General features: G+C 63.2%; 19 protein-coding genes and 1 tRNA gene. 8 read left to right on the top strand and 12 right to left on the bottom strand.

Annotation, left to right across the window (positions count from 1 at the left end):
* The first annotated feature begins 59 nt into the window (after positions 1 to 59).
* Positions 60 to 1,355 (top strand): MFS transporter, encoded by a 1,296-nt coding sequence (locus AC0L3S_RS24075; RefSeq protein WP_473281702.1) that lies wholly within the window; start codon positions 60 to 62, stop codon positions 1,353 to 1,355.
* A 10-nt stretch (positions 1,356 to 1,365) separates the two neighbouring features.
* Here AC0L3S_RS24075 and AC0L3S_RS24070 read toward each other — a convergent pair whose 3' ends face one another.
* The gene (locus AC0L3S_RS24070; protein ID WP_063992271.1) at positions 1,366 to 2,031 is read right to left on the bottom strand and encodes a glutathione S-transferase family protein; all 666 of its coding nucleotides are present in this window, start codon (positions 2,029 to 2,031) and stop codon (positions 1,366 to 1,368) included.
* Positions 2,032 to 2,180: 149 nt separating this feature from the next.
* Between AC0L3S_RS24070 and AC0L3S_RS24065 the strand changes: the two genes are divergently transcribed.
* The 3 genes from AC0L3S_RS24065 to panE all read left to right on the top strand — a co-directional run bounded on the left by AC0L3S_RS24065 (position 2,181) and on the right by panE (position 4,545).
* On the top strand, positions 2,181 to 2,762 hold the full coding sequence (locus AC0L3S_RS24065) for a DUF2239 family protein (protein ID WP_473281700.1): 582 nt from the start codon (positions 2,181 to 2,183) through the stop codon (positions 2,760 to 2,762).
* A 126-nt stretch (positions 2,763 to 2,888) separates the two neighbouring features.
* Complete coding sequence (locus AC0L3S_RS24060) at positions 2,889 to 3,503, top strand: 2-hydroxychromene-2-carboxylate isomerase (protein ID WP_473281698.1); 615 nt, start codon at positions 2,889 to 2,891, stop codon at positions 3,501 to 3,503.
* A 118-nt stretch (positions 3,504 to 3,621) separates the two neighbouring features.
* Entirely contained in the window at positions 3,622 to 4,545 is a 924-nt protein-coding gene (gene panE / locus AC0L3S_RS24055; protein ID WP_473281696.1) for a 2-dehydropantoate 2-reductase, read from the top strand.
* Between the two features lie 12 nt (positions 4,546 to 4,557).
* On the opposite strand, the gene AC0L3S_RS24050 is transcribed toward panE, so the two are convergent.
* From AC0L3S_RS24050 to AC0L3S_RS24020, 7 genes are all read right to left on the bottom strand, one after another.
* Positions 4,558 to 5,151, bottom strand: coding sequence for a c-type cytochrome (locus tag AC0L3S_RS24050; RefSeq protein WP_018459679.1), 594 nt, complete (start codon positions 5,149 to 5,151; stop codon positions 4,558 to 4,560).
* Between the two features lie 215 nt (positions 5,152 to 5,366).
* On the bottom strand, positions 5,367 to 6,659 hold the full coding sequence (locus AC0L3S_RS24045; protein WP_473265605.1) for a PQQ-dependent sugar dehydrogenase: 1,293 nt from the start codon (positions 6,657 to 6,659) through the stop codon (positions 5,367 to 5,369).
* Positions 6,660 to 7,038: 379 nt separating this feature from the next.
* Complete coding sequence (locus AC0L3S_RS24040; RefSeq protein WP_473281693.1) at positions 7,039 to 8,025, bottom strand: NAD-dependent epimerase/dehydratase family protein; 987 nt, start codon at positions 8,023 to 8,025, stop codon at positions 7,039 to 7,041.
* Between the two features lie 149 nt (positions 8,026 to 8,174).
* Positions 8,175 to 8,483, bottom strand: a complete 309-nt coding sequence (locus AC0L3S_RS24035; protein ID WP_473281691.1) for a hypothetical protein — start codon at positions 8,481 to 8,483, stop codon at positions 8,175 to 8,177.
* Between the two features lie 60 nt (positions 8,484 to 8,543).
* Positions 8,544 to 9,287: a Fic/DOC family protein gene (locus AC0L3S_RS24030; protein ID WP_473281689.1), complete on the bottom strand. Its 744-nt coding sequence runs from the start codon at positions 9,285 to 9,287 to the stop codon at positions 8,544 to 8,546.
* Positions 9,284 to 9,538 carry a hypothetical protein gene (locus AC0L3S_RS24025; RefSeq protein ID WP_473281687.1) on the bottom strand — a complete coding sequence of 85 codons (255 nt, stop codon included), beginning with the start codon at positions 9,536 to 9,538 and terminating at the stop codon, positions 9,284 to 9,286. The genes AC0L3S_RS24030 and AC0L3S_RS24025 overlap by 4 nt, the downstream gene beginning before the upstream one ends.
* Before the next feature lie 727 nt (positions 9,539 to 10,265).
* A tRNA-Gly gene (locus AC0L3S_RS24020) sits at positions 10,266 to 10,340 on the bottom strand.
* Positions 10,341 to 10,615: 275 nt separating this feature from the next.
* Here AC0L3S_RS24020 and trxA point away from each other — a divergent pair.
* Both trxA and AC0L3S_RS24010 read left to right on the top strand, forming a co-directional pair.
* Entirely contained in the window at positions 10,616 to 11,539 is a 924-nt protein-coding gene (gene trxA / locus AC0L3S_RS24015) for a thioredoxin (RefSeq protein WP_473265607.1), read from the top strand.
* A 68-nt stretch (positions 11,540 to 11,607) separates the two neighbouring features.
* Positions 11,608 to 12,285 carry an LON peptidase substrate-binding domain-containing protein gene (locus tag AC0L3S_RS24010; RefSeq protein ID WP_473281685.1) on the top strand — a complete coding sequence of 226 codons (678 nt, stop codon included), beginning with the start codon at positions 11,608 to 11,610 and terminating at the stop codon, positions 12,283 to 12,285.
* Positions 12,286 to 12,414: 129 nt separating this feature from the next.
* On the opposite strand, the gene AC0L3S_RS24005 is transcribed toward AC0L3S_RS24010, so the two are convergent.
* The 3 genes from AC0L3S_RS24005 to AC0L3S_RS23995 all read right to left on the bottom strand — a co-directional run bounded on the left by AC0L3S_RS24005 (position 12,415) and on the right by AC0L3S_RS23995 (position 13,913).
* Complete coding sequence (locus AC0L3S_RS24005; RefSeq protein ID WP_473281683.1) at positions 12,415 to 13,008, bottom strand: cytochrome b/b6 domain-containing protein; 594 nt, start codon at positions 13,006 to 13,008, stop codon at positions 12,415 to 12,417.
* Positions 13,009 to 13,068: 60 nt separating this feature from the next.
* Positions 13,069 to 13,347, bottom strand: a complete 279-nt coding sequence (locus AC0L3S_RS24000; protein ID WP_473281681.1) for a PepSY domain-containing protein — start codon at positions 13,345 to 13,347, stop codon at positions 13,069 to 13,071.
* A 215-nt stretch (positions 13,348 to 13,562) separates the two neighbouring features.
* Positions 13,563 to 13,913: a hypothetical protein gene (locus AC0L3S_RS23995; protein ID WP_473281679.1), complete on the bottom strand. Its 351-nt coding sequence runs from the start codon at positions 13,911 to 13,913 to the stop codon at positions 13,563 to 13,565.
* Between the two features lie 107 nt (positions 13,914 to 14,020).
* On the opposite strand from AC0L3S_RS23995, the gene AC0L3S_RS23990 reads away from it, so the two are divergent.
* Together AC0L3S_RS23990 and AC0L3S_RS23985 are read left to right on the top strand one after the other, a co-directional pair.
* Complete coding sequence (locus tag AC0L3S_RS23990; protein ID WP_473281677.1) at positions 14,021 to 14,551, top strand: TetR/AcrR family transcriptional regulator; 531 nt, start codon at positions 14,021 to 14,023, stop codon at positions 14,549 to 14,551.
* Between the two features lie 61 nt (positions 14,552 to 14,612).
* Positions 14,613 to 14,810, top strand: a complete 198-nt coding sequence (locus AC0L3S_RS23985; RefSeq protein WP_007598651.1) for a Trm112 family protein — start codon at positions 14,613 to 14,615, stop codon at positions 14,808 to 14,810.
* 200 nt (positions 14,811 to 15,010) lie between these two features.
* Here AC0L3S_RS23985 and AC0L3S_RS23980 read toward each other — a convergent pair whose 3' ends face one another.
* Positions 15,011 to 16,231, bottom strand: a complete 1,221-nt coding sequence (locus AC0L3S_RS23980) for a ubiquinone biosynthesis hydroxylase (RefSeq protein WP_473281675.1) — start codon at positions 16,229 to 16,231, stop codon at positions 15,011 to 15,013.
* Positions 16,232 to 16,248: the final 17 nt, after the last annotated feature.

Genomic DNA, 16,248 nt, shown 5'->3' with positions numbered 1-16,248 from the left:
CGCGTGCTACCACCGCGAGACCAAAGAAACTACGAAAGAAAACACTGTCGGGAACGCACATGACCACCGTTGATCCGAACCAGCGCATCGAACGCGCCGAGATCGAGGACACCAGCCTTCTCGCCTTCTATCGCGACATGAACGCGCCGGAACGGCGGACGTTCTGGGCCTGCGCAGCAGGCTGGGCGCTCGACGGCATGGACTTCATGATCTATCCGCTGGTGATCGGCACCATCATCGCGCTGTGGAAGGTCGATGCAGGATCGGCCGGGCTCGCCGGCACCGTGACGCTACTGGCCTCCGCGATCGGCGGCTGGCTCGGCGGCTATCTCTCCGACCATATCGGCCGGGTCAGAACGCTCCAGATCACCATCATCTGGTTCTCGTTGTTCTCGCTGGTGTGCGCGGTCGTGCAGAACTTCGAACAGCTCCTGATCGCACGCGCGGTGCTGGGCCTCGGCTTCGGCGGAGAGTGGGCGGCGGGCGCCGTGCTGATGGGTGAAGCGATCCGGCCGCAATATCGCGGGCGTGCGGTCGGCTCGGTGCAGTCGGGCTGGGCGGTCGGCTGGGGCCTCGCGGTATTGTCGCAGGCGATCCTGTTCTCGGCGTTGCCCGCGGAGACAGCGTGGCGCTGGATGTTCGTGATCGGCGCGCTGCCGGCGCTGCTGGTGTTCTACATCCGCCGCTCCGTGACCGAGCCGGAGATAGCGGCTGAGGCTCGCGCCAGGCACGCCTCGAGCGGCAATCGCCCGGCGCTCTGGGAAATCTTTTCAGGCCCGATCCTGAAGACCACCATCCTGGCGTCGCTGATGGCGACGGGCTGCCAGGGCGGCTACTACGCCGTCACCTTCTGGGTGCCGCAGTTCTTGACCAAGGAGCGGCATCTGTCGATCGTCGGCTCGACCGGCTATCTCTCGACCCTGATCATCGGTTCTTTCATCGGCTATCTTACCGGCGCGTGGCTCGCCGACCGGATCGGACGGCGCAATCTGTTCCTGATCTTCTCGATTGGCGCCATCGCGATTGTGCTGCTCTATACGCAGCTGCCGCTGACCAACGAGGTCCTGTGGGTGCTCGGCTTCCCACTCGGCTTTTTCGCTTCGGGCTACTTCTCCGGCGTCGGCGCATTCCTGACCGAGCTTTATCCAACGCGACTGCGCGGCTCGGGCCAGGGATTCTGCTACAATTTCGGCCGCGGCATCGGCGCGCTGTTTCCGTTCCTGGTCGGAGCGCTGTCGGCGACGACGTCGCTTGCGAATGCGATCGCGATCTTCGCGGTGGTGGCGTATGCACTGTTCTTTATCGCCGCCTTCGCGCTGCCGGAGACGCGCGGGCGCGTGCTGCATGCGGACTGATGCAGGCTAACTATCGTCCGACCTGATACGGCCCGCCCTTTTCGAGGGCGCGGCTGTACGCCGGCCGCGCGTGAATGCGCTCCAGGAACGCCATCGCCTTGGGGTGGCCGAGCTCGAGCCCGCCACGCGCCTGGGCCGCTTCGAGCGGAAAGCTCATCTGGATGTCGGCGGCGGTGAACTCGTTACCGGCGAACCACTCGCTCTTGCCGAGCTCGCCTTCCCAATAGTCCATGTGCTGCTTGAGCTGCGGATTGACCAGCGCAGTCAGCGCCTGGTTCGAGACCTTGCGCACCAGCGGGCGGAGCAACGCGGGCGCGCGCTTCGGCATCAGCGTGAACAGCAGCTTGAGCAGCAGCGGCTGCATCGCCGAGCCTTCCGCATAGTGCAGCCAGTAGGTGAAGCGCAGCCGCTCGGGCGTGTTCGGTGGCGGGACCAACCGGCCGTTGCCGTAAGTGGCGATGAGATATTCGATGATCGCGCCGGATTCGGCGATGGTGTTGCCGTTGTCGGTGATGACGGGCGACTTGCCGAGCGGATGGATGGCGCGCAGCTCCTTCGGCGCGCGCATGTCCGGCTGGCGCTGATAGCGCACGATCTCGTAGGGCACGCCCAACTCCTCGAGCAGCCACAGCACGCGCTGCGAGCGGGAATTGTTGAGGTGGTGAACGGTCAGCATCGCGTGGTCCCCGGGGCTAAGCATGGTCGATCGGCCGCGCGTTCGTGCCAGCCCGGGAACACAATGTCGAGCCATCCGGTCGGATATTTTCATCCGGGTATATTGACCTTAGCAATTTACCCGGGTATTAAAGTCTCAAAATGATTCCAATGCAGAAGACTTTCACCGCCTTCCAGGGTTCACGCCGCCTGGTCTCCGGGCCAGCCGGAGAGGTCGCGCTGGTTATCAAGCGGATGGCGGAGCGGCCGGACCAGCCCATCATCATCTTCGAGGACGCCACGGGCCGGTCGATCGACTTCGATCTGCGCGGCGGAGACCGCGAGGTGCTGGCGCGGCTGGCGAAGCTTGTCCCACCCCCGGTTGAGGAGACCGCATCGGCGAGCGAACCGCGAGGTCGCGGCCGGCCGAAGCTCGGCGTGGTCGCGCGCGAGGTGACGCTGCTGCCACGGCACTGGGAGTGGCTCAGCGCGCAAGCTGGCGGCGCTTCGGTCGCGCTACGGAAACTTGTCGAAGAGGCGCGGCGTGCCAGCGGCGACAAGGATCGCGAGCGGCAGGCGCGCGATGCGGCCTATCACTTCATGTCGACCATGGCCGGCAATCTGCCGCAGTTCGAGGAAGCTTCACGCGCGTTGTTTGCGGATGACCGGCGGCGATTCACCGGACTGATCGCAGATTGGCCCGCTGACATCCGCGACCACATCGTCAAGCTCGCCTACAGCGACCGCGCTTGAGCTCAGGCGTTCGTACGTCCGACTCGCGCCCAACGTGTTCGCGCGCTCACAATATTATGACCGTCATTAAACGATGGACCCGCGGCGCGCGCTGCGCCACAATGCGAAAAAGCGACGTCAGGGAGGATGATTTTGACCCGCGCAGCCCCGCAATTCCTGTTCGATTTCGGCAGTCCGAACGCCTATCTCAGTCATCTCGCGATTCCGGCGATCGAGCAGCGCATCGACGTCAAATTCGAATATGTGCCGATCCTGCTCGGCGGCATCTTCAAGTCGACCAACAACAAGTCGCCGGCCGAGACGCTTGCCGGCATCAAGAACAAGCGGGAATTCCAGGCGGTCGAGACCGAGCGCTTCGTCAAGCGCTTCAAGGTGCAGCCCTATGTCTGGAATCCGTTCTTCCCTGTCAACACGCTGAACCTGATGCGCGCGGCAATCGCGGCGCAGCTCGAGGGCGTGTTCGAGCCATATGTCGAGGCCGCCTTCCACCACATGTGGCGCGAGCCGAAGAAGATGGACGATCCGGAAATCGCCGCGAAGGCGCTGGCGTCCTCCGGCCTCGACGCGCAAAAGCTGTTCACCCTCGCGGCGGAACCCGAGGTGAAGGGCAGACTGATCAAGAACACCGAGGAGGCTGTCGCGCGCGGCGCGTTCGGCTCGCCGACCTTCTTCGTCGGCAACGAGATGTTCTTCGGCAAGGAGCAGTTGCGCGAGGTCGAGGAGATGGTCTCGGGGAAGTGATTTTCGTATGATGGACAGAGCGAGCCATCATCTCTGATGTCGTCCTGGCGAAGGCCAGGACGACGGCAAGAAACAAGACGACGGCAAGAAGCAATCAAGAAACAACAAGGACAATCCCATGCGTATCCTCGTGGTCGGCGCTGGCGCCATCGGCGGCTATTTTGGTGGCAGGCTGTTGCAGGCCGGTCGCGACGTCACCTTCCTGGTCCGACCGCGGCGCGCCAGCGAGCTCGCGAGCGCCGGCCTCGTCATCAAGAGCCCGAACGGCGACGTGACCTTGAAAAATCCGCCGACCGTTCAGGCCGACGCGCTCAAGGACAAGTTCGACGTCGTGCTGGTCAGCTGCAAGGCCTTCGACCTCGACGACGCCATCAAGTCGTTCGCGGCAGCAGTCGGACCGAATACCGCGATCATTCCCATGCTCAACGGCATGAAGCATCTCGACATCCTCGACGACAAGTTCGGCAAGGAGCGCGTGCTCGGCGGCCTCTGCGCCATCGCCGCGACGCTCAACGAGAAGCGCGAGGTGGTGCAGCTGCAGCCGATGCAGTCGATCAACTACGGCGAGCGCGATGGCAAGCTATCGGATCGGGTCAAGGCGATCGACGAAGCCTTCAAGAGCGGCATCGCTGGCGCCACCGCGAGCCAGAACATCATGCAGGACATGTGGGAGAAATGGGTGTTCCTCTCCTCGCTGGCGGCGTCCACCAGCCTGATGCGCACCTCCGTCGGCAACATTCTCGCCGCTCCCGGCGGCAGGGATTTCCTGCTCGGCATGCTGGACGAGACCAGTGCGATCGCCGCCGCGTCGGGCTACACGCCGGGCGGGCCGTTCTTCGAGCGCGTGAAGGGCAACCTCACCACCGAGGGCTCACCGATGACGGCCTCGATGTTCCGCGACGTCAAGGCGGGCCTGCCGGTTGAGGCCGATCACGTCATCGGCGACCTCATCGCGCGTGCCGACGCCGCCAAGGTGCCGGTGCCGAAACTGCGCATCGCCTACACGCATTTGAAGGCGTATGAGAAGCAGCGGGCGGGGTAGGCGCACCCCGCGCTATTTGAAATACGCGAGATAGTGCGAGACGGCGGTGATTTCCTCATCGCTCATGTGATAGGCGACATCGGCCATCGCGGCGCCACCGCCGCCGACGCGCTGGCTGCTCTTGTAGTCGTGCAGCGCCTTGACCAGATATTCCTCGCGCTGGCCAGCGAGCCGCGCGACGGCCTTGGTGCCGGCAAAGCTATCCGTATGACATGAGGCGCAGCGGCGGCCGGCGGCAACTTGCGCGCCCTTTTTCGACAGGTCCGGATCCTTGTCCTCCGCCGCTGTCGGCGGCGTCAGCGCGGCGAAATAGGCGCCGAGATTGCGGACGTCCTCGTTGGTGATCTCCTCGGCGATCGGCTGCATCTGGTCGTTCTTGCGCGAGCCGGCGCGAAAAAACACCAGCTGCCATTGCAGGAATTGATCGGGCTGGCCGGCGAGCGAGGGAATGTTCTCGGTTTGCGAGATGCCGTTCTCGCCGTGGCAGCCGGCGCAAACGGCGGCCTTCTCCTTGATCGCGGCATTGTCGGCGGCGCTTGTGGGGAGAGAACCGAGCGCGAGAAGCGCAACCGCGCTGATTGCGTGCGAGATGAACTGCCGGCGCATGATTGGAATTCCGATCTATCGAACGCGTCGTTCCAGGGCAAAGAAGCGCGAGCTATGATGCGCAACTGCGCATCTGAGAACTCGATAACCCGCGTTGGTGGCCAAGGGTTCCGGACTGGCGCGCCAGCGGCGCGCGATCAGGAACGACAGCGTGCGAAACTGAAATGAGAAAGGCTGCGGCGCCCCTCGGCACCGCAGCCTCGTGTCGTCTTGCGCTACTTCTTGCTGTAGCTGATGCGGTAGATCGCGCCGGCCCAATCGTCTGCGACGAGGATCGAGCCGTCCTTCGCGAGGATGATGTCGTCGGGACGGCCGAGATAGCCCTGGTCGCCCTCGATCCAGCCGGAGGCGAACACCTCCTGCTTGGCGTTCTTGCCGTCGGGCCCGACGATCACGCGCATGATGCGGCCGCCTTGGTACTTGTGACGATTCCAGGAGCCGTGCTCGGCGATCAGGATGTTGTTCTTGTACTCGGCCGGAAATTGGTCGCCGGTATAGAACTTCATGCCGAGCGGAGCGACGTGAGCGCCGAGGTTCAGCACCGGCGGCGTGAACTCGGAGCATTTGTGGCCCATCGCGAACTTGGTATCCGGCAGGTCACCCTGGTGGCAGTAGGGATAGCCGAAGTGCTCGCCGATCTTGCTGATCATGTTCAGCTTGTCCGAGGGCAGATCGTCGCTGATCCAGTCGCGGGCATTCTCGGTGAACCAGTACTTGCCGGTGCGCGGATCGACGTCGCCGCCGACCGAGTTGCGAACGCCGAGCGCATAGATTTCCGCATTGCCGGTCTTGGGATCGACGCGGCGGATCTGCGACACGCTGGTCGGGGGCACGCCGATGTTGAAGGGCGGTCCGAACGGAATGTAGAACCAGCCTTCCTTGTCGACCGCGATGTATTTCCAGCCATGCGCGGCATAGGACGGCATGTCGTCATAGACGACCTTGCCCTCGCCGGGATTGTCGAGCTTGTTCTCGATGTCGTCGTAGCGGATCAGCTTGTCGACCGCGATGACGTAGAGCGCACCGTCCTTGACGGCCAGACCGGTGGGCATGTTCAGCCCCTTGAGGATGGTCTTGACCTCTTTCTTTCCGTTGTTGTCCTTGATGGCGTAGACGTTGCCGAGGCCGAACGAGCCAACGAACAGCGTACCCTTGTCACCCCAGGCCATCTGCCGCGCGGCCAGCACGCCGGACGCATAGACCTCCATCTTGAAGCCCGCCGGCAGCTTGACCTTCTTGACGATATTGGCGAGCTCGGCGTCCGACGCGCCGGTGGGCGGACCCGACGGCGGCGCCAGGCCCTTCTGCGCCTCGGTCTCGTCGCCGAGGAACCAGTCGTCCGGCGGATGGGTCCAGAACTCCTTGGTGCCGGATTCGTATTTCTTCAGCGGCTTGTTCTTGTCCTGCTGCTGCGCGTGACCGACGCTTGTCCCCGCGAGAAGGGCAATTGCTGCAAGCGCCAGGACGGATTGAAAGGCGGATTGAAAGACGGATCGATGGAATTTCATCGCGTCACTCCCCTAAGGCAGCCGTCAGGGCTGCACATTTATTTTGTTTTGCTAGTCGAGAGGCGAAGTTCGGACTCTGTCGAGAGGACAGACGCGGAAGGTTAGCACATCTGCGAGCGGTGAGAAGCGCGCCGCGTGCGCCGCGATAGCGCTCAGTAAAAATTGAGACGTAAAGTCAATGATGGCGAATGCGGCGACGACACCGCTCTCGCTGCAGCGCGGAATCAAGATCACGCGCGGCTAATTTGCAGACAGCAGGAAGCCCGGGACAAAAAAACGCGAAAACAACCCCATGCACAGTAGAACGGCTGTAGCCAGCTTGCTGCCGGTGACTCCGGGTAGACATCTGAGGCGTCGAGCGAATTAGCAAAGATCGCGACTACGGGGCGACGGGGTAGGGACCATCGTCGAAAATCGTCTCATGATAGCCTTTCGATCCGACAGCGCGCGCCAGGGTGCTGCGAAAATCGAGGTCATCGCGAAGACAGTTCAGGACATGCGCGAAGTCGAATTCGGGCCGCCAGCCCAGCTCGCGCCGCGCGCGCGCGTTGACATAGACGCGGTCGATCGCGGGGAACAGCCGCCAGCCGCGCGCAGCAAAGAGCTCCGCACAATCCGGATAGAGCTCGCGCACGACACCGGCCGCGTCACGTGCCAGCGCAGACAGGTGGCGCTGCTCAAACGGGCTCGTGGCCGACACGATGGTGCGGGCAAACCCGATGTCCGGCGCGCGCTCGGCGGCGAGCAGATGGGCGCTCACCGCGTCCGCGATATCCAGCCGGCGATAGAGCAGCTCGTTGGCGTGCGCGTTCTCCAGCGCGTAAGCCGACCGCACCGCCGGATCGTCATCGTCTTCCGGGAAGAAGCGCGAGGTCCTCAAGACCACGACGGGCAGGCCGCGCTCGCGACAGAACAGCTCGCAGAGAGTCTCGGCCATCAGCTTGGTCGTGCCGTAGATGTTCTTCGGGATCGGCGGCAGATCTTCGGTCACCCACACCGCAGCCTGTCCCGCGTCGGAGCGGAGCTGCGAGCCGAACGCGCTGGTGGTGCTGGTGAAGACAAAACTGCGCACGCCTGCCGCCATCGCCGCTTCAAGCAGATTGAGCGTGCCGGTGACGTTGGTGTCGATGAAGGCTTGCTTGCTGTGGGTCGCCACATGCGGTTTGTGCAGCGTCGCGGTGTGGATCACCGCGGTGACGCCGTCCATCTGGCGCCGCACGAAATCGAGATCGACGATTGAGCCGACGGCATCGGTGAAGGGCGATGGCTTCAGGTCGATGCCACGCGCAGGCGAACCCCGCCCGCGGAGCGTGCGGAGAACGGCCTCCCCGAGATGGCCCGCGCTGCCTGTGACGAGGATTGTCATGTGAGACCGTTGAACCCGCCCCTCAAAGACAGAAAACAATCCTCCGTTCCGAGGCATTTAGTCGAGGTTCGCCGCGATCTACCAATGCACGTAGAACAAACAGCAAGCAACTGAGTATAACCGTTGTCGGGGAGTGTAGATGTCCCCATTCACTGATGCGGAGGCTCGGGCGGAAAATGGAATAGATTCTCGGCCCGCGCATAGCCAGTTGCATCATAGAGCGCGTTGAAAAATTCCAGCAGGACGCCATTGATCTCGTCGCGGTCTCCCGCGCTCAAAGTCCGCCGGACCGTTACCCGATCCACACTAATAGGACGCCGGATGTCGTCCGTATCGACGGCCAATTTGGCGTCGGTCACCAGATCGGTGCAGCGGGGCGAACGACGGCCAGCCTCGGACTTCTCTTCGGTTTCTTTTCTTTCCGGCCCTTCCGTTTCATGAGCTTGCTCCGAGTACACGTCGCGCGTTGAGCCTGTTCGCGCACTCGCGCGACGCGTCCCACAAAGCCGAGGTTGGGTCTACTTGTCTTTCAGCGCAGCACCTTGCCTGCCCTTGCGCTTAACTTCTTGTGCTTCGTATTGCGCCTTGACCTTTGGATCGGCTGTGTCGCCCGCGACGGTGTCGGCCTCAGTGCCATCCAAACCCGGCGCGGCCTTGATAGCCCCAGCAATGTCTTTCATCTGCGAGCCCTTGCGGATGCACGGCTTCAGATACGTATCCAGCTTGCCCTTGCCCGGCGCTTCGAGTTCTTCGGTCAAAGCGGCGAGGTATTTGTCTTTATCCGTCGCGGCCCAGTCGATCCCGATGCCCGCACGGCGCGCAAGTTCCGCATGGATCAGCATGATGGTGCGGCCATTGCCGTCGAGGAACGGGTGACCATAAGCGAGATAGCCCATCACTTCGCCGGGTTTTTCCGCCATGAAGGCCTTGTCTTGTCCCTTTTCCAGCGCGTAGTCGATCGGTCTGCGAATGTCATTGGGGTGAGCGAAGAAGATTGCGCCCTTTTTCACGTGGATGTGGGACGCGTTTGTGTGTCGGTCTTCTCCAGCCCATGGGAATACGGCCTCGAAGAGCGTTTCATGCGTTTTCAGAACGTCGTCGTAACTCACGGAAGCCCGCGCCTTGAGATGATCCAAGGCCGCGTCGATGCCGGTCAGGAAAGAATTGTGCAGGAGGCGCTGAACGATTACCGGATCTTTGGCTTTTGCGACGTTGCGCAAATAGCCGCGCGTCGCAAAATCCCCGAACGGATCAAACGTCACGGACGGCTTTCGCGAAGATAGCGCGCCTGAAGCCGCACGGCCTGGACACGATCCAAAACCCCGGCGCGCTGAAGCGCGACGATAGTATTCTCGATAGGATCGAAATTCACGTCATCACCGGAGAGCCGCGTCACGTGATGGGCAAAGACATCACTCGGGGTCACGACCACCGTTACGTTGTTGGCGGTCGCCAACCTCTGGATCACCCCAGCCGTATAGTGGGACTTGGTCGCGGATTGTTGGGCGGACATGGCTTCTCCTCGTCCTCCAATATAGTACGCCAAGGCCTGAAAATCCATTAACCTGCAGCGCTTTTGAAGCGTCTAGAGGACCTGTAAGCCACTGAAAATTCAGTACAATTTGTCCTGTCTCGCGCAAGCGAAATTCCGTGCCGGCACGATGGGATCGTTACCCGAAGGGCGGAGACGCCGGACCCCTTTTATCCGGCGGCTCGGTGCGCGTGAGCGCATAGAGCTCGCTCGCGCCGTGCGCGACGTACCCTAAGCGAGAGCGGGCTCCGATGGTTTACGGTGGAGCCTTCGGGTTCGAGAGACCGCGCGGGCAGTTGTCAACGTACCGCCTTCGCCTCGGATGACCGTCGCCAGCACTTTCTCCGGTGTGGCGAGCCGGAATCGGCTTTGTACTTTGCCCGTGGTGTCCCGCCACATTGATCGGCTGGGCGTGCTGCTGCCCCTTCGAAGTACGGCTAACCGAACTTCAAGCTCGCGAGGGCACGAAAGATCGTGCCCGTCGCTTGCTTGAGTCCTATAGCCGCGCGGGACACGCGAAGGCGATTTCAAGCCGGTGTTAGACGTTTGTTGGCCGTTTTGTTAGACGCCGCGAAAGCGCGGACGGCAAAAGGCCGAACGAGACGGCCCAAGCCTAATAGTGGCTTGCGCTTTCCCATTGGAATATTTGGTAATTTCATACGATGCTCTCCGGGGCTGGAGAGCGCTTCTGACGACCAGTCTAGAAAATTGGAGCGGGCGAAGGGGCTCGAACCCTCGACCCCGACCTTGGCAAGGTCGTGCTCTACCACTGAGCTACACCCGCATCCTGTGTCGGTCGCATGACTGCGCCGGCAACGGCTGTCGTATGCCAAAAGCGGGAGGGGAATGCAACAGCTACCGGCGGCATAGATTTGCAATCGGAGGCCCGATACGGACCCGAACGCGGCCAAATGACCCAAAAATGCCCCGGAACCGGCGAATCGGCCCGCATGGATTGAAATTCGGCCGTCCCGGCCCAATTTAGGGCCAACAGCGAAGCATATGAATTGGCGACGTGCTAAAGACCCGCCAATTCCAGACATCAGACGAGGGGATCCCGTGACGATCATCGACCAGGGTAACGGAGCAGCGGGCCCGGCTGCCGCCGATCTGATCAAGGACACGACCACCCAGACCTTCGTGAAGGACGTTATCGAGGAATCGAAGCGCCAGCCGGTGCTGATCGACTTCTGGGCGGAGTGGTGCGGCCCCTGCAAGCAGCTCACGCCTTTGCTGGAAAAGGCGGTCAAGGCCGCCAAGGGCAAGGTCAAGCTGGTCAAGATGAACATCGACCAGCACCCGGCGATCCCGGGCCAGATGGGCATCCAGTCGATTCCGGCGGTGATCGCCTTCGTCAACGGCCAGCCGGCCGACGGCTTCATGGGTGCGGTCCCGGAGAGCCAGCTCAACGCCTTCATCGAAAAACTGACCAAGGGCGTGACCGCGCCGGGTGAGCCGAATATCGCGGAAATCCTCCAGGAAGCCGAGGCCGTGCTCGCCGAGGGCGATGCCGCCGCGGCCGCCCAGATCTACGCGGAAGTGCTGCAGCTCGAATCGACCAATATCGCAGCCCTTGCCGGGCTGGCGAAATGCTACGCCGTCTCCGGTGCGATGGAGCAGGCCAAGCAGACGCTCGCCATGGTGCCGGAATCCAAGCGCAACGACCCGGCTGTGAAAGCCGTGCAGACCGCGATCGATCTCGCCGAGCAGGCGGAGCAGCTCGGGCCCGTCGCCGAGCTGGAACAGAAAGTCGCCGCAAACCCGCTCGATCATCAGGCCCGCTTCGACCTTGCGATCGCGCTCAACGCCCAAGGCAACCGGGCAGCGGCCACCGAGCAACTGCTCGCGATCATCAAGCGCGACCGCAAATGGAACGACGACGGCGCCCGCAAGCAGCTGGTGCAGTTCTTCGAAGCCTGGGGCGGCACGGACGATGCAACCATCGAGGGACGCAAGCGCTTGTCGATCATCCTGTTTTCCTGACGATGATTGATCCATCACAGCCGGCGGAGCGTTAGGCATCGTGACTTGATGCGGACAATGGGGACCAGATGCCGATCAACATCGAATATCGCGGGCCCGCCGACCTTCCGGAGATCCTTCCGGTGTTTCCGTTGCCGGGCGCGCTGCTGCTGCCGCGCGGGCAGATGCCGCTCAACATCTTCGAGCCGCGCTACCTCGCGATGATCGACGATGCCTTCCGCGACGGCCATCGCCTGATCGGCATGATCCAGCCCGACATCGCGCATTCGGCCAAGAACTCCGACAAGCCCTCGCTGTTCAGCGTCGGCTGTGTCGGCCGCATCACCCAGCTCGCCGAATCCGGCGACGGCCGCTACATCCTCGAGCTTACCGGTGTCTCGCGCTTCAAAGTGCTCGAGGAGCTCGAAGTGCTCACCGCCTACCGCCAGTGCAAGGTGGACTTTTTCACCTTCGTCGACGACTTCACGCCGCGCATGGGCGAGGACGAGGTCGATCGCGAGGCACTGCTGACGGTGCTGGCGGATTTTTTGAAGGCCAACAACCTCAAGGTCGACTGGGAGGGCGTCGAGACCGCTCCCAACGAAGCGCTCGTCAACGCGCTGGCGATGATGTCGCCCTATGGCGTGGCCGAGAAGCAAGCGATGCTGGAAGCGCCCGACCTGAAGACCCGCGCCGAAATTTTGATCGCGGTCACCGAGATGGACCTCGCGAAGAAGCGCACCAGCGGCGATCCGCCGCTGCAGTGAGGGCGCGCGTCGTCACGTCAGAAACGCCGTCATGCCCGGGCTCGTCCCGGGCATCCACGTTCTTCGTGCAACAGGTAAGGCGTGGATGGCCGGGCCAAGCCCGGCCATGACCGACAGTGTGCTTGCGCGTTACGAATGACCCCGGATGCGCTTGCGGCCGGTGATCATCGCGCTGATCAGGTTCTCGCGCTGGAGACGTCCCATCATCAGCACGCCCAGGACGTGCAGCACGACCAGGACGATGACCGCGTCCGACGAATAGTGGTGGGTGTCCTCGACCCACCAGACGCCGAAAAAGGTCACCGTCACCGACATCGCGCCTGATATCGTCGAGACCGCGAGCGAGACCAGCAGCGCCACCAGCATCAACGTGCCGGCGGGATTGAGCCCGATATAGCGGCCGGTGATGCCGCGGCGCAGATTCCAGAGATAACCTGGCGCGGCCCGAAGCCTGACGCCGACCATGCGGAAGCGCGAATAGCGGCTTCCCCAAAAACCCCAGACCAGACGGAACGCAACAAGCCCGAGTACGGTATAACCGATGATGCGGTGAAGTCCGTCATAGACGGTCGGCGTGAACCACGCGGCCAGGACGCAAGCCGCGAGCAGCCAATGCCAAAGCCGCAGCGGGAGGTCCCAGACCGCGACTATCCGCGAAGCGGTGCGATCCGCGGGGGTCCGGTTGGCCCCCCCGCGCGCTTGCGGTACCGTTTCTTCGATCAAGCGAGGACCACCCTCAGGCATGACTTTGCGCAGACGTTTGCGCGCAGACCATCGCGCGGCCTACTTTGCAATCGTTTGCTTCAGGCTGAGATCTTCGGGGCTGTAGAACAGCTCGTAAAGCTTGCCTTCCTTGACGCCGTAGACCTCGTAGCACGAGCCTTCGATCTTGGAGCGCCGCACCTCGTAGCCGAGCGCCTTGGCCTTGGCTTCGGCTTCGCTCGCCGGCTTCCACGACGCCTTGTCGAGCTTGGTGCAGTCCTTGAACCCATCGGCCAAGGCCGCCGATCCCATGCCAATCCCGATCGTCAATGCAACGGCAACAACACGAATAACCTTCACGAACTTCTCCTCTTCTGTCGTGGGCGCTACGCCCTAGGGCGAAGCGGGACCGAAGGAAGCAAAGCACATGATGAAGTCAATCCGCAGCTACGGCGGAAGCCTTTAGAGATATTCTAACGATCCGAAAAAGCTCAGCGCCCTCTGTGCGCAACGTGTATTTGGCGCGTCGATGCGGCCTTACGCCTCACAACAGGCATGACTGCAATATGCCGCGCCTAGTAGCCGGCAGCCGCCATCGCGACGACAGCACTGAGCGCCATCCAGCCGAAGTGCCGACCGCGCGTCGCCCATGCGTTGGCGAGAGCGGCGAAGCCGAACACACAGGCCATGGTGACGACGATCCAGTGGCGCGCCGGCTCCGATTGCATCCAGGGCGCCGCGATCAGGAGCACACCCCCGCCGATCCAGGCGACGGTCGAAGCCTGCCAGACCAGGCGGATCAGGGTGCGGAGCCGTTCCGGCTCGATGCGAGCGCGGGCAAAGACCTTGGTCTCGCCGAGAATGCCATGAATGAGGGCCACGGCGATGGTCAGGACCCCGGCGCACTGGAGCAAGAGATCACGCATCGTCAAAGCTCCCTGCAAATCTCATCCATACAGTTATGTATGGTGAGATAGGCGCTGGCCTGTCGGTTGTCAATACACTAGTGTATGGCTTGCATCCGGAACCGGACATGGCCGAACAGCTGAACGCCGACGATTGGATCAAGCAAGGCCTGAAGGCGCTCGCGCGAGACGGCTTCACCGCGCTGAAGGCCGATCCGCTGGCGAAAGCCATTGGGGTCTCGCGCGGCAGCTTCTATTGGCATTTCGCCGATCTCGGCGCGTTCCATGCTGCTCTCTTGAGGCGTTGGCGCGAGATCGCGGCCGAGCAGATCATCGCCGATGTCGAGGCGGACGGCGACGAGCCGCTGAAAGCGCTGCTGCGCAGGACTTTTGGCGCGCGGCTCGACCTCGAGCGCGCGGTCCGGAACTGGGCGGCCTTCGATGCGGCGGCACAATCGGCGGTGCGTGCCATCGACCGGCGCAGGCTCGATTATATCGAGGAGCTGCTGAGGAAGCGCGGGTTCGAGGCGGCGACGGCGCGAGCCCGCGCGCAAATCCTGTACTGGACGTTTCTCGGCTTCGCCCTGTCGGGCCCGCCATCGCCCACCGCGCGGCTCGAGGGTCTGCTCGACGAGACACTGCGGATGGTTTCCGCTTGAGGCGACGCGATGGGCTGCTACGATTCTTTATGCTAGAGGCAACCGACCGCCGGAGACCCCCATGAACGCGCCCACCGAACGCCCCGAAGCCAGCGTCGATCCCAAATTGCTGGAGATTCTGGTCTGCCCGCTGACCAAGGGCCCGCTGGAGTTCGATTCTGCAAAGCAGGAGCTGATCTCGCGCAGCGCCAAGCTCGCCTATCCGATCCGCGACGGCATCCCGATCATGCTGCCGGAAGAGGCGCGTAAGATTGATTGAGGGACTTGTAGCGCGCCGGTCGTTTGGCGTGATGACCGCGCCACACTCCCGCTGTCGCCCCGGCGAAGGCCGGGGCCCATAACCACCGAATTGGGTTGTTGCGCGAGCTGCTCACTCCGAGTCTTCGCAAAACGATTGCTGCGGCGTATGGGTCCCGGCCTTCGCCGGGACGACCGCGGAGAGCTAGTCGGCAGCGAGAACTACAGCGCCTCGCCCTTCAACAGCCGCGGTATCTCGCCGGTCAAACCCGCGGCCTGGCGGATGAACAGGTTCTTCAGCGGCGGGGCGCGGTCGACGAGGCCGAGGCCGATGTCGCGCACGGTACGCAGCAAGGTCGACTGATTGGAGAACAGGAAGTTCAGCGAGTTGGTGGCAACGCCCATGGCCATCGTGTCGAAGCGGCGCCAGCGCTGGTAACGTTCGAGCACGTCGGCAGCGCCGAGATCCATGCCGAGCCTGGCGGCATCGACCACGACCTCGGCCAGCGCGGCGACGTCCTTCAGCCCCATGTTGAGACCCTGGCCCGCGATGGGATGGATGACGTGGGCGGAATCGCCGACCAGCGCGAGGCGCTGGGCAATGAAGGAGCGTGCGACGAAATAGGACAGCGGAAACGCGCGCGGCTTGTCGAGCGCCTTCACCTCGCCGAGATGCAGGCCGAAGCGCTGCTCGAGCTCGCCGTGAAATTCCTCCTCGCTCAACGCAACGATACGCGCGGCTTCGCTGCGGCGCTCGGTCCAGACCAGCGAAGAGCGCTTACCGGAAAGCGGCAGGATCGCGAACGGACCCGCCGGCAGAAAATGCTCTTCGGCGCGGCCCTCGTGATCGCGCTCATGGCCGACGGTGACGACGATGCCGGACTGATCGTATTCCCAGCCATGGGTGGCGATGCCGGCGCGCTCGCGCAGTTTCGACTTCGCACCGTCGGCCGCGACCAGGAGGCTCGCGGCAATCACGCTGCCGTCACCGAGCGTCACGTCAATGCCTTCGGCCCGCGCGTCGTAAGACGACACTGTGGTCGCGCGGAGATCGATGCCCTCGGCCTCGGCGCGCACCACCAGCGCATCGATCAGGCGGCGGTTCTCGACCATGTGCGCGAAGGGCTCGCCCGGCGCGACGTCGCCGGCAAAGTTGAGGAACGCCGGACGGGTGGCGTCTTCCAGCTTTGAATCGGTGACGACCATGTCGAGGATCGGCTGCGCTTCGCCCCTGACCTCGTCCCAGGCGCCGATCGCCTCGAACAGGCGACGGCAGGCTGCCACGATCGCGGTGGCGCGCGGGTCCCGGCTCGGACGTGTGCCGAGCGCGGGGTCGGCGACGATGACGGGGATCTCGGGCCCGAGCCCCTGGCGCAGCGCCAGGGCCAGCGCCAGGCCCGCAAACGCGCCGCCACCGATGACAATGCTACCCTGTACCGACATACCCAATTCCCGGCTAA

This window comes from Bradyrhizobium sp. Ken01 (assembly GCF_055807355.1).
The sequence above is the reverse complement of the archived record's forward strand: the minus strand, read 5'-3'. Positions and strand labels throughout refer to the sequence as shown.

Bases quoted from the DNA above. Each gene is read 5' to 3' on its own strand.
- AC0L3S_RS24075 (WP_473281702.1), top strand. From the start codon at position 60: ATGACCACCGTTGATCCGAACCAGCGCATCGAACGCGCCGAGATCGAG.
- AC0L3S_RS24070 (WP_063992271.1), bottom strand. From the start codon at position 2,031: ATGCTGACCGTTCACCACCTCAACAATTCCCGCTCGCAGCGCGTGCTG.
- AC0L3S_RS24065 (WP_473281700.1), top strand. From the start codon at position 2,181: ATGCAGAAGACTTTCACCGCCTTCCAGGGTTCACGCCGCCTGGTCTCC.
- AC0L3S_RS24060 (WP_473281698.1), top strand. From the start codon at position 2,889: ATGATTTTGACCCGCGCAGCCCCGCAATTCCTGTTCGATTTCGGCAGT.
- panE (WP_473281696.1), top strand. From the start codon at position 3,622: ATGCGTATCCTCGTGGTCGGCGCTGGCGCCATCGGCGGCTATTTTGGT.
- AC0L3S_RS24050 (WP_018459679.1), bottom strand. From the start codon at position 5,151: ATGCGCCGGCAGTTCATCTCGCACGCAATCAGCGCGGTTGCGCTTCTC.
- AC0L3S_RS24045 (WP_473265605.1), bottom strand. From the start codon at position 6,659: ATGAAATTCCATCGATCCGTCTTTCAATCCGCCTTTCAATCCGTCCTG.
- AC0L3S_RS24040 (WP_473281693.1), bottom strand. From the start codon at position 8,025: ATGACAATCCTCGTCACAGGCAGCGCGGGCCATCTCGGGGAGGCCGTT.
- AC0L3S_RS24025 (WP_473281687.1), bottom strand. From the start codon at position 9,538: ATGTCCGCCCAACAATCCGCGACCAAGTCCCACTATACGGCTGGGGTG.
- AC0L3S_RS24010 (WP_473281685.1), top strand. From the start codon at position 11,608: ATGCCGATCAACATCGAATATCGCGGGCCCGCCGACCTTCCGGAGATC.
- AC0L3S_RS23995 (WP_473281679.1), bottom strand. From the start codon at position 13,913: ATGCGTGATCTCTTGCTCCAGTGCGCCGGGGTCCTGACCATCGCCGTG.
- AC0L3S_RS23990 (WP_473281677.1), top strand. From the start codon at position 14,021: ATGGCCGAACAGCTGAACGCCGACGATTGGATCAAGCAAGGCCTGAAG.
- AC0L3S_RS23985 (WP_007598651.1), top strand. From the start codon at position 14,613: ATGAACGCGCCCACCGAACGCCCCGAAGCCAGCGTCGATCCCAAATTG.
- AC0L3S_RS23980 (WP_473281675.1), bottom strand. From the start codon at position 16,231: ATGTCGGTACAGGGTAGCATTGTCATCGGTGGCGGCGCGTTTGCGGGC.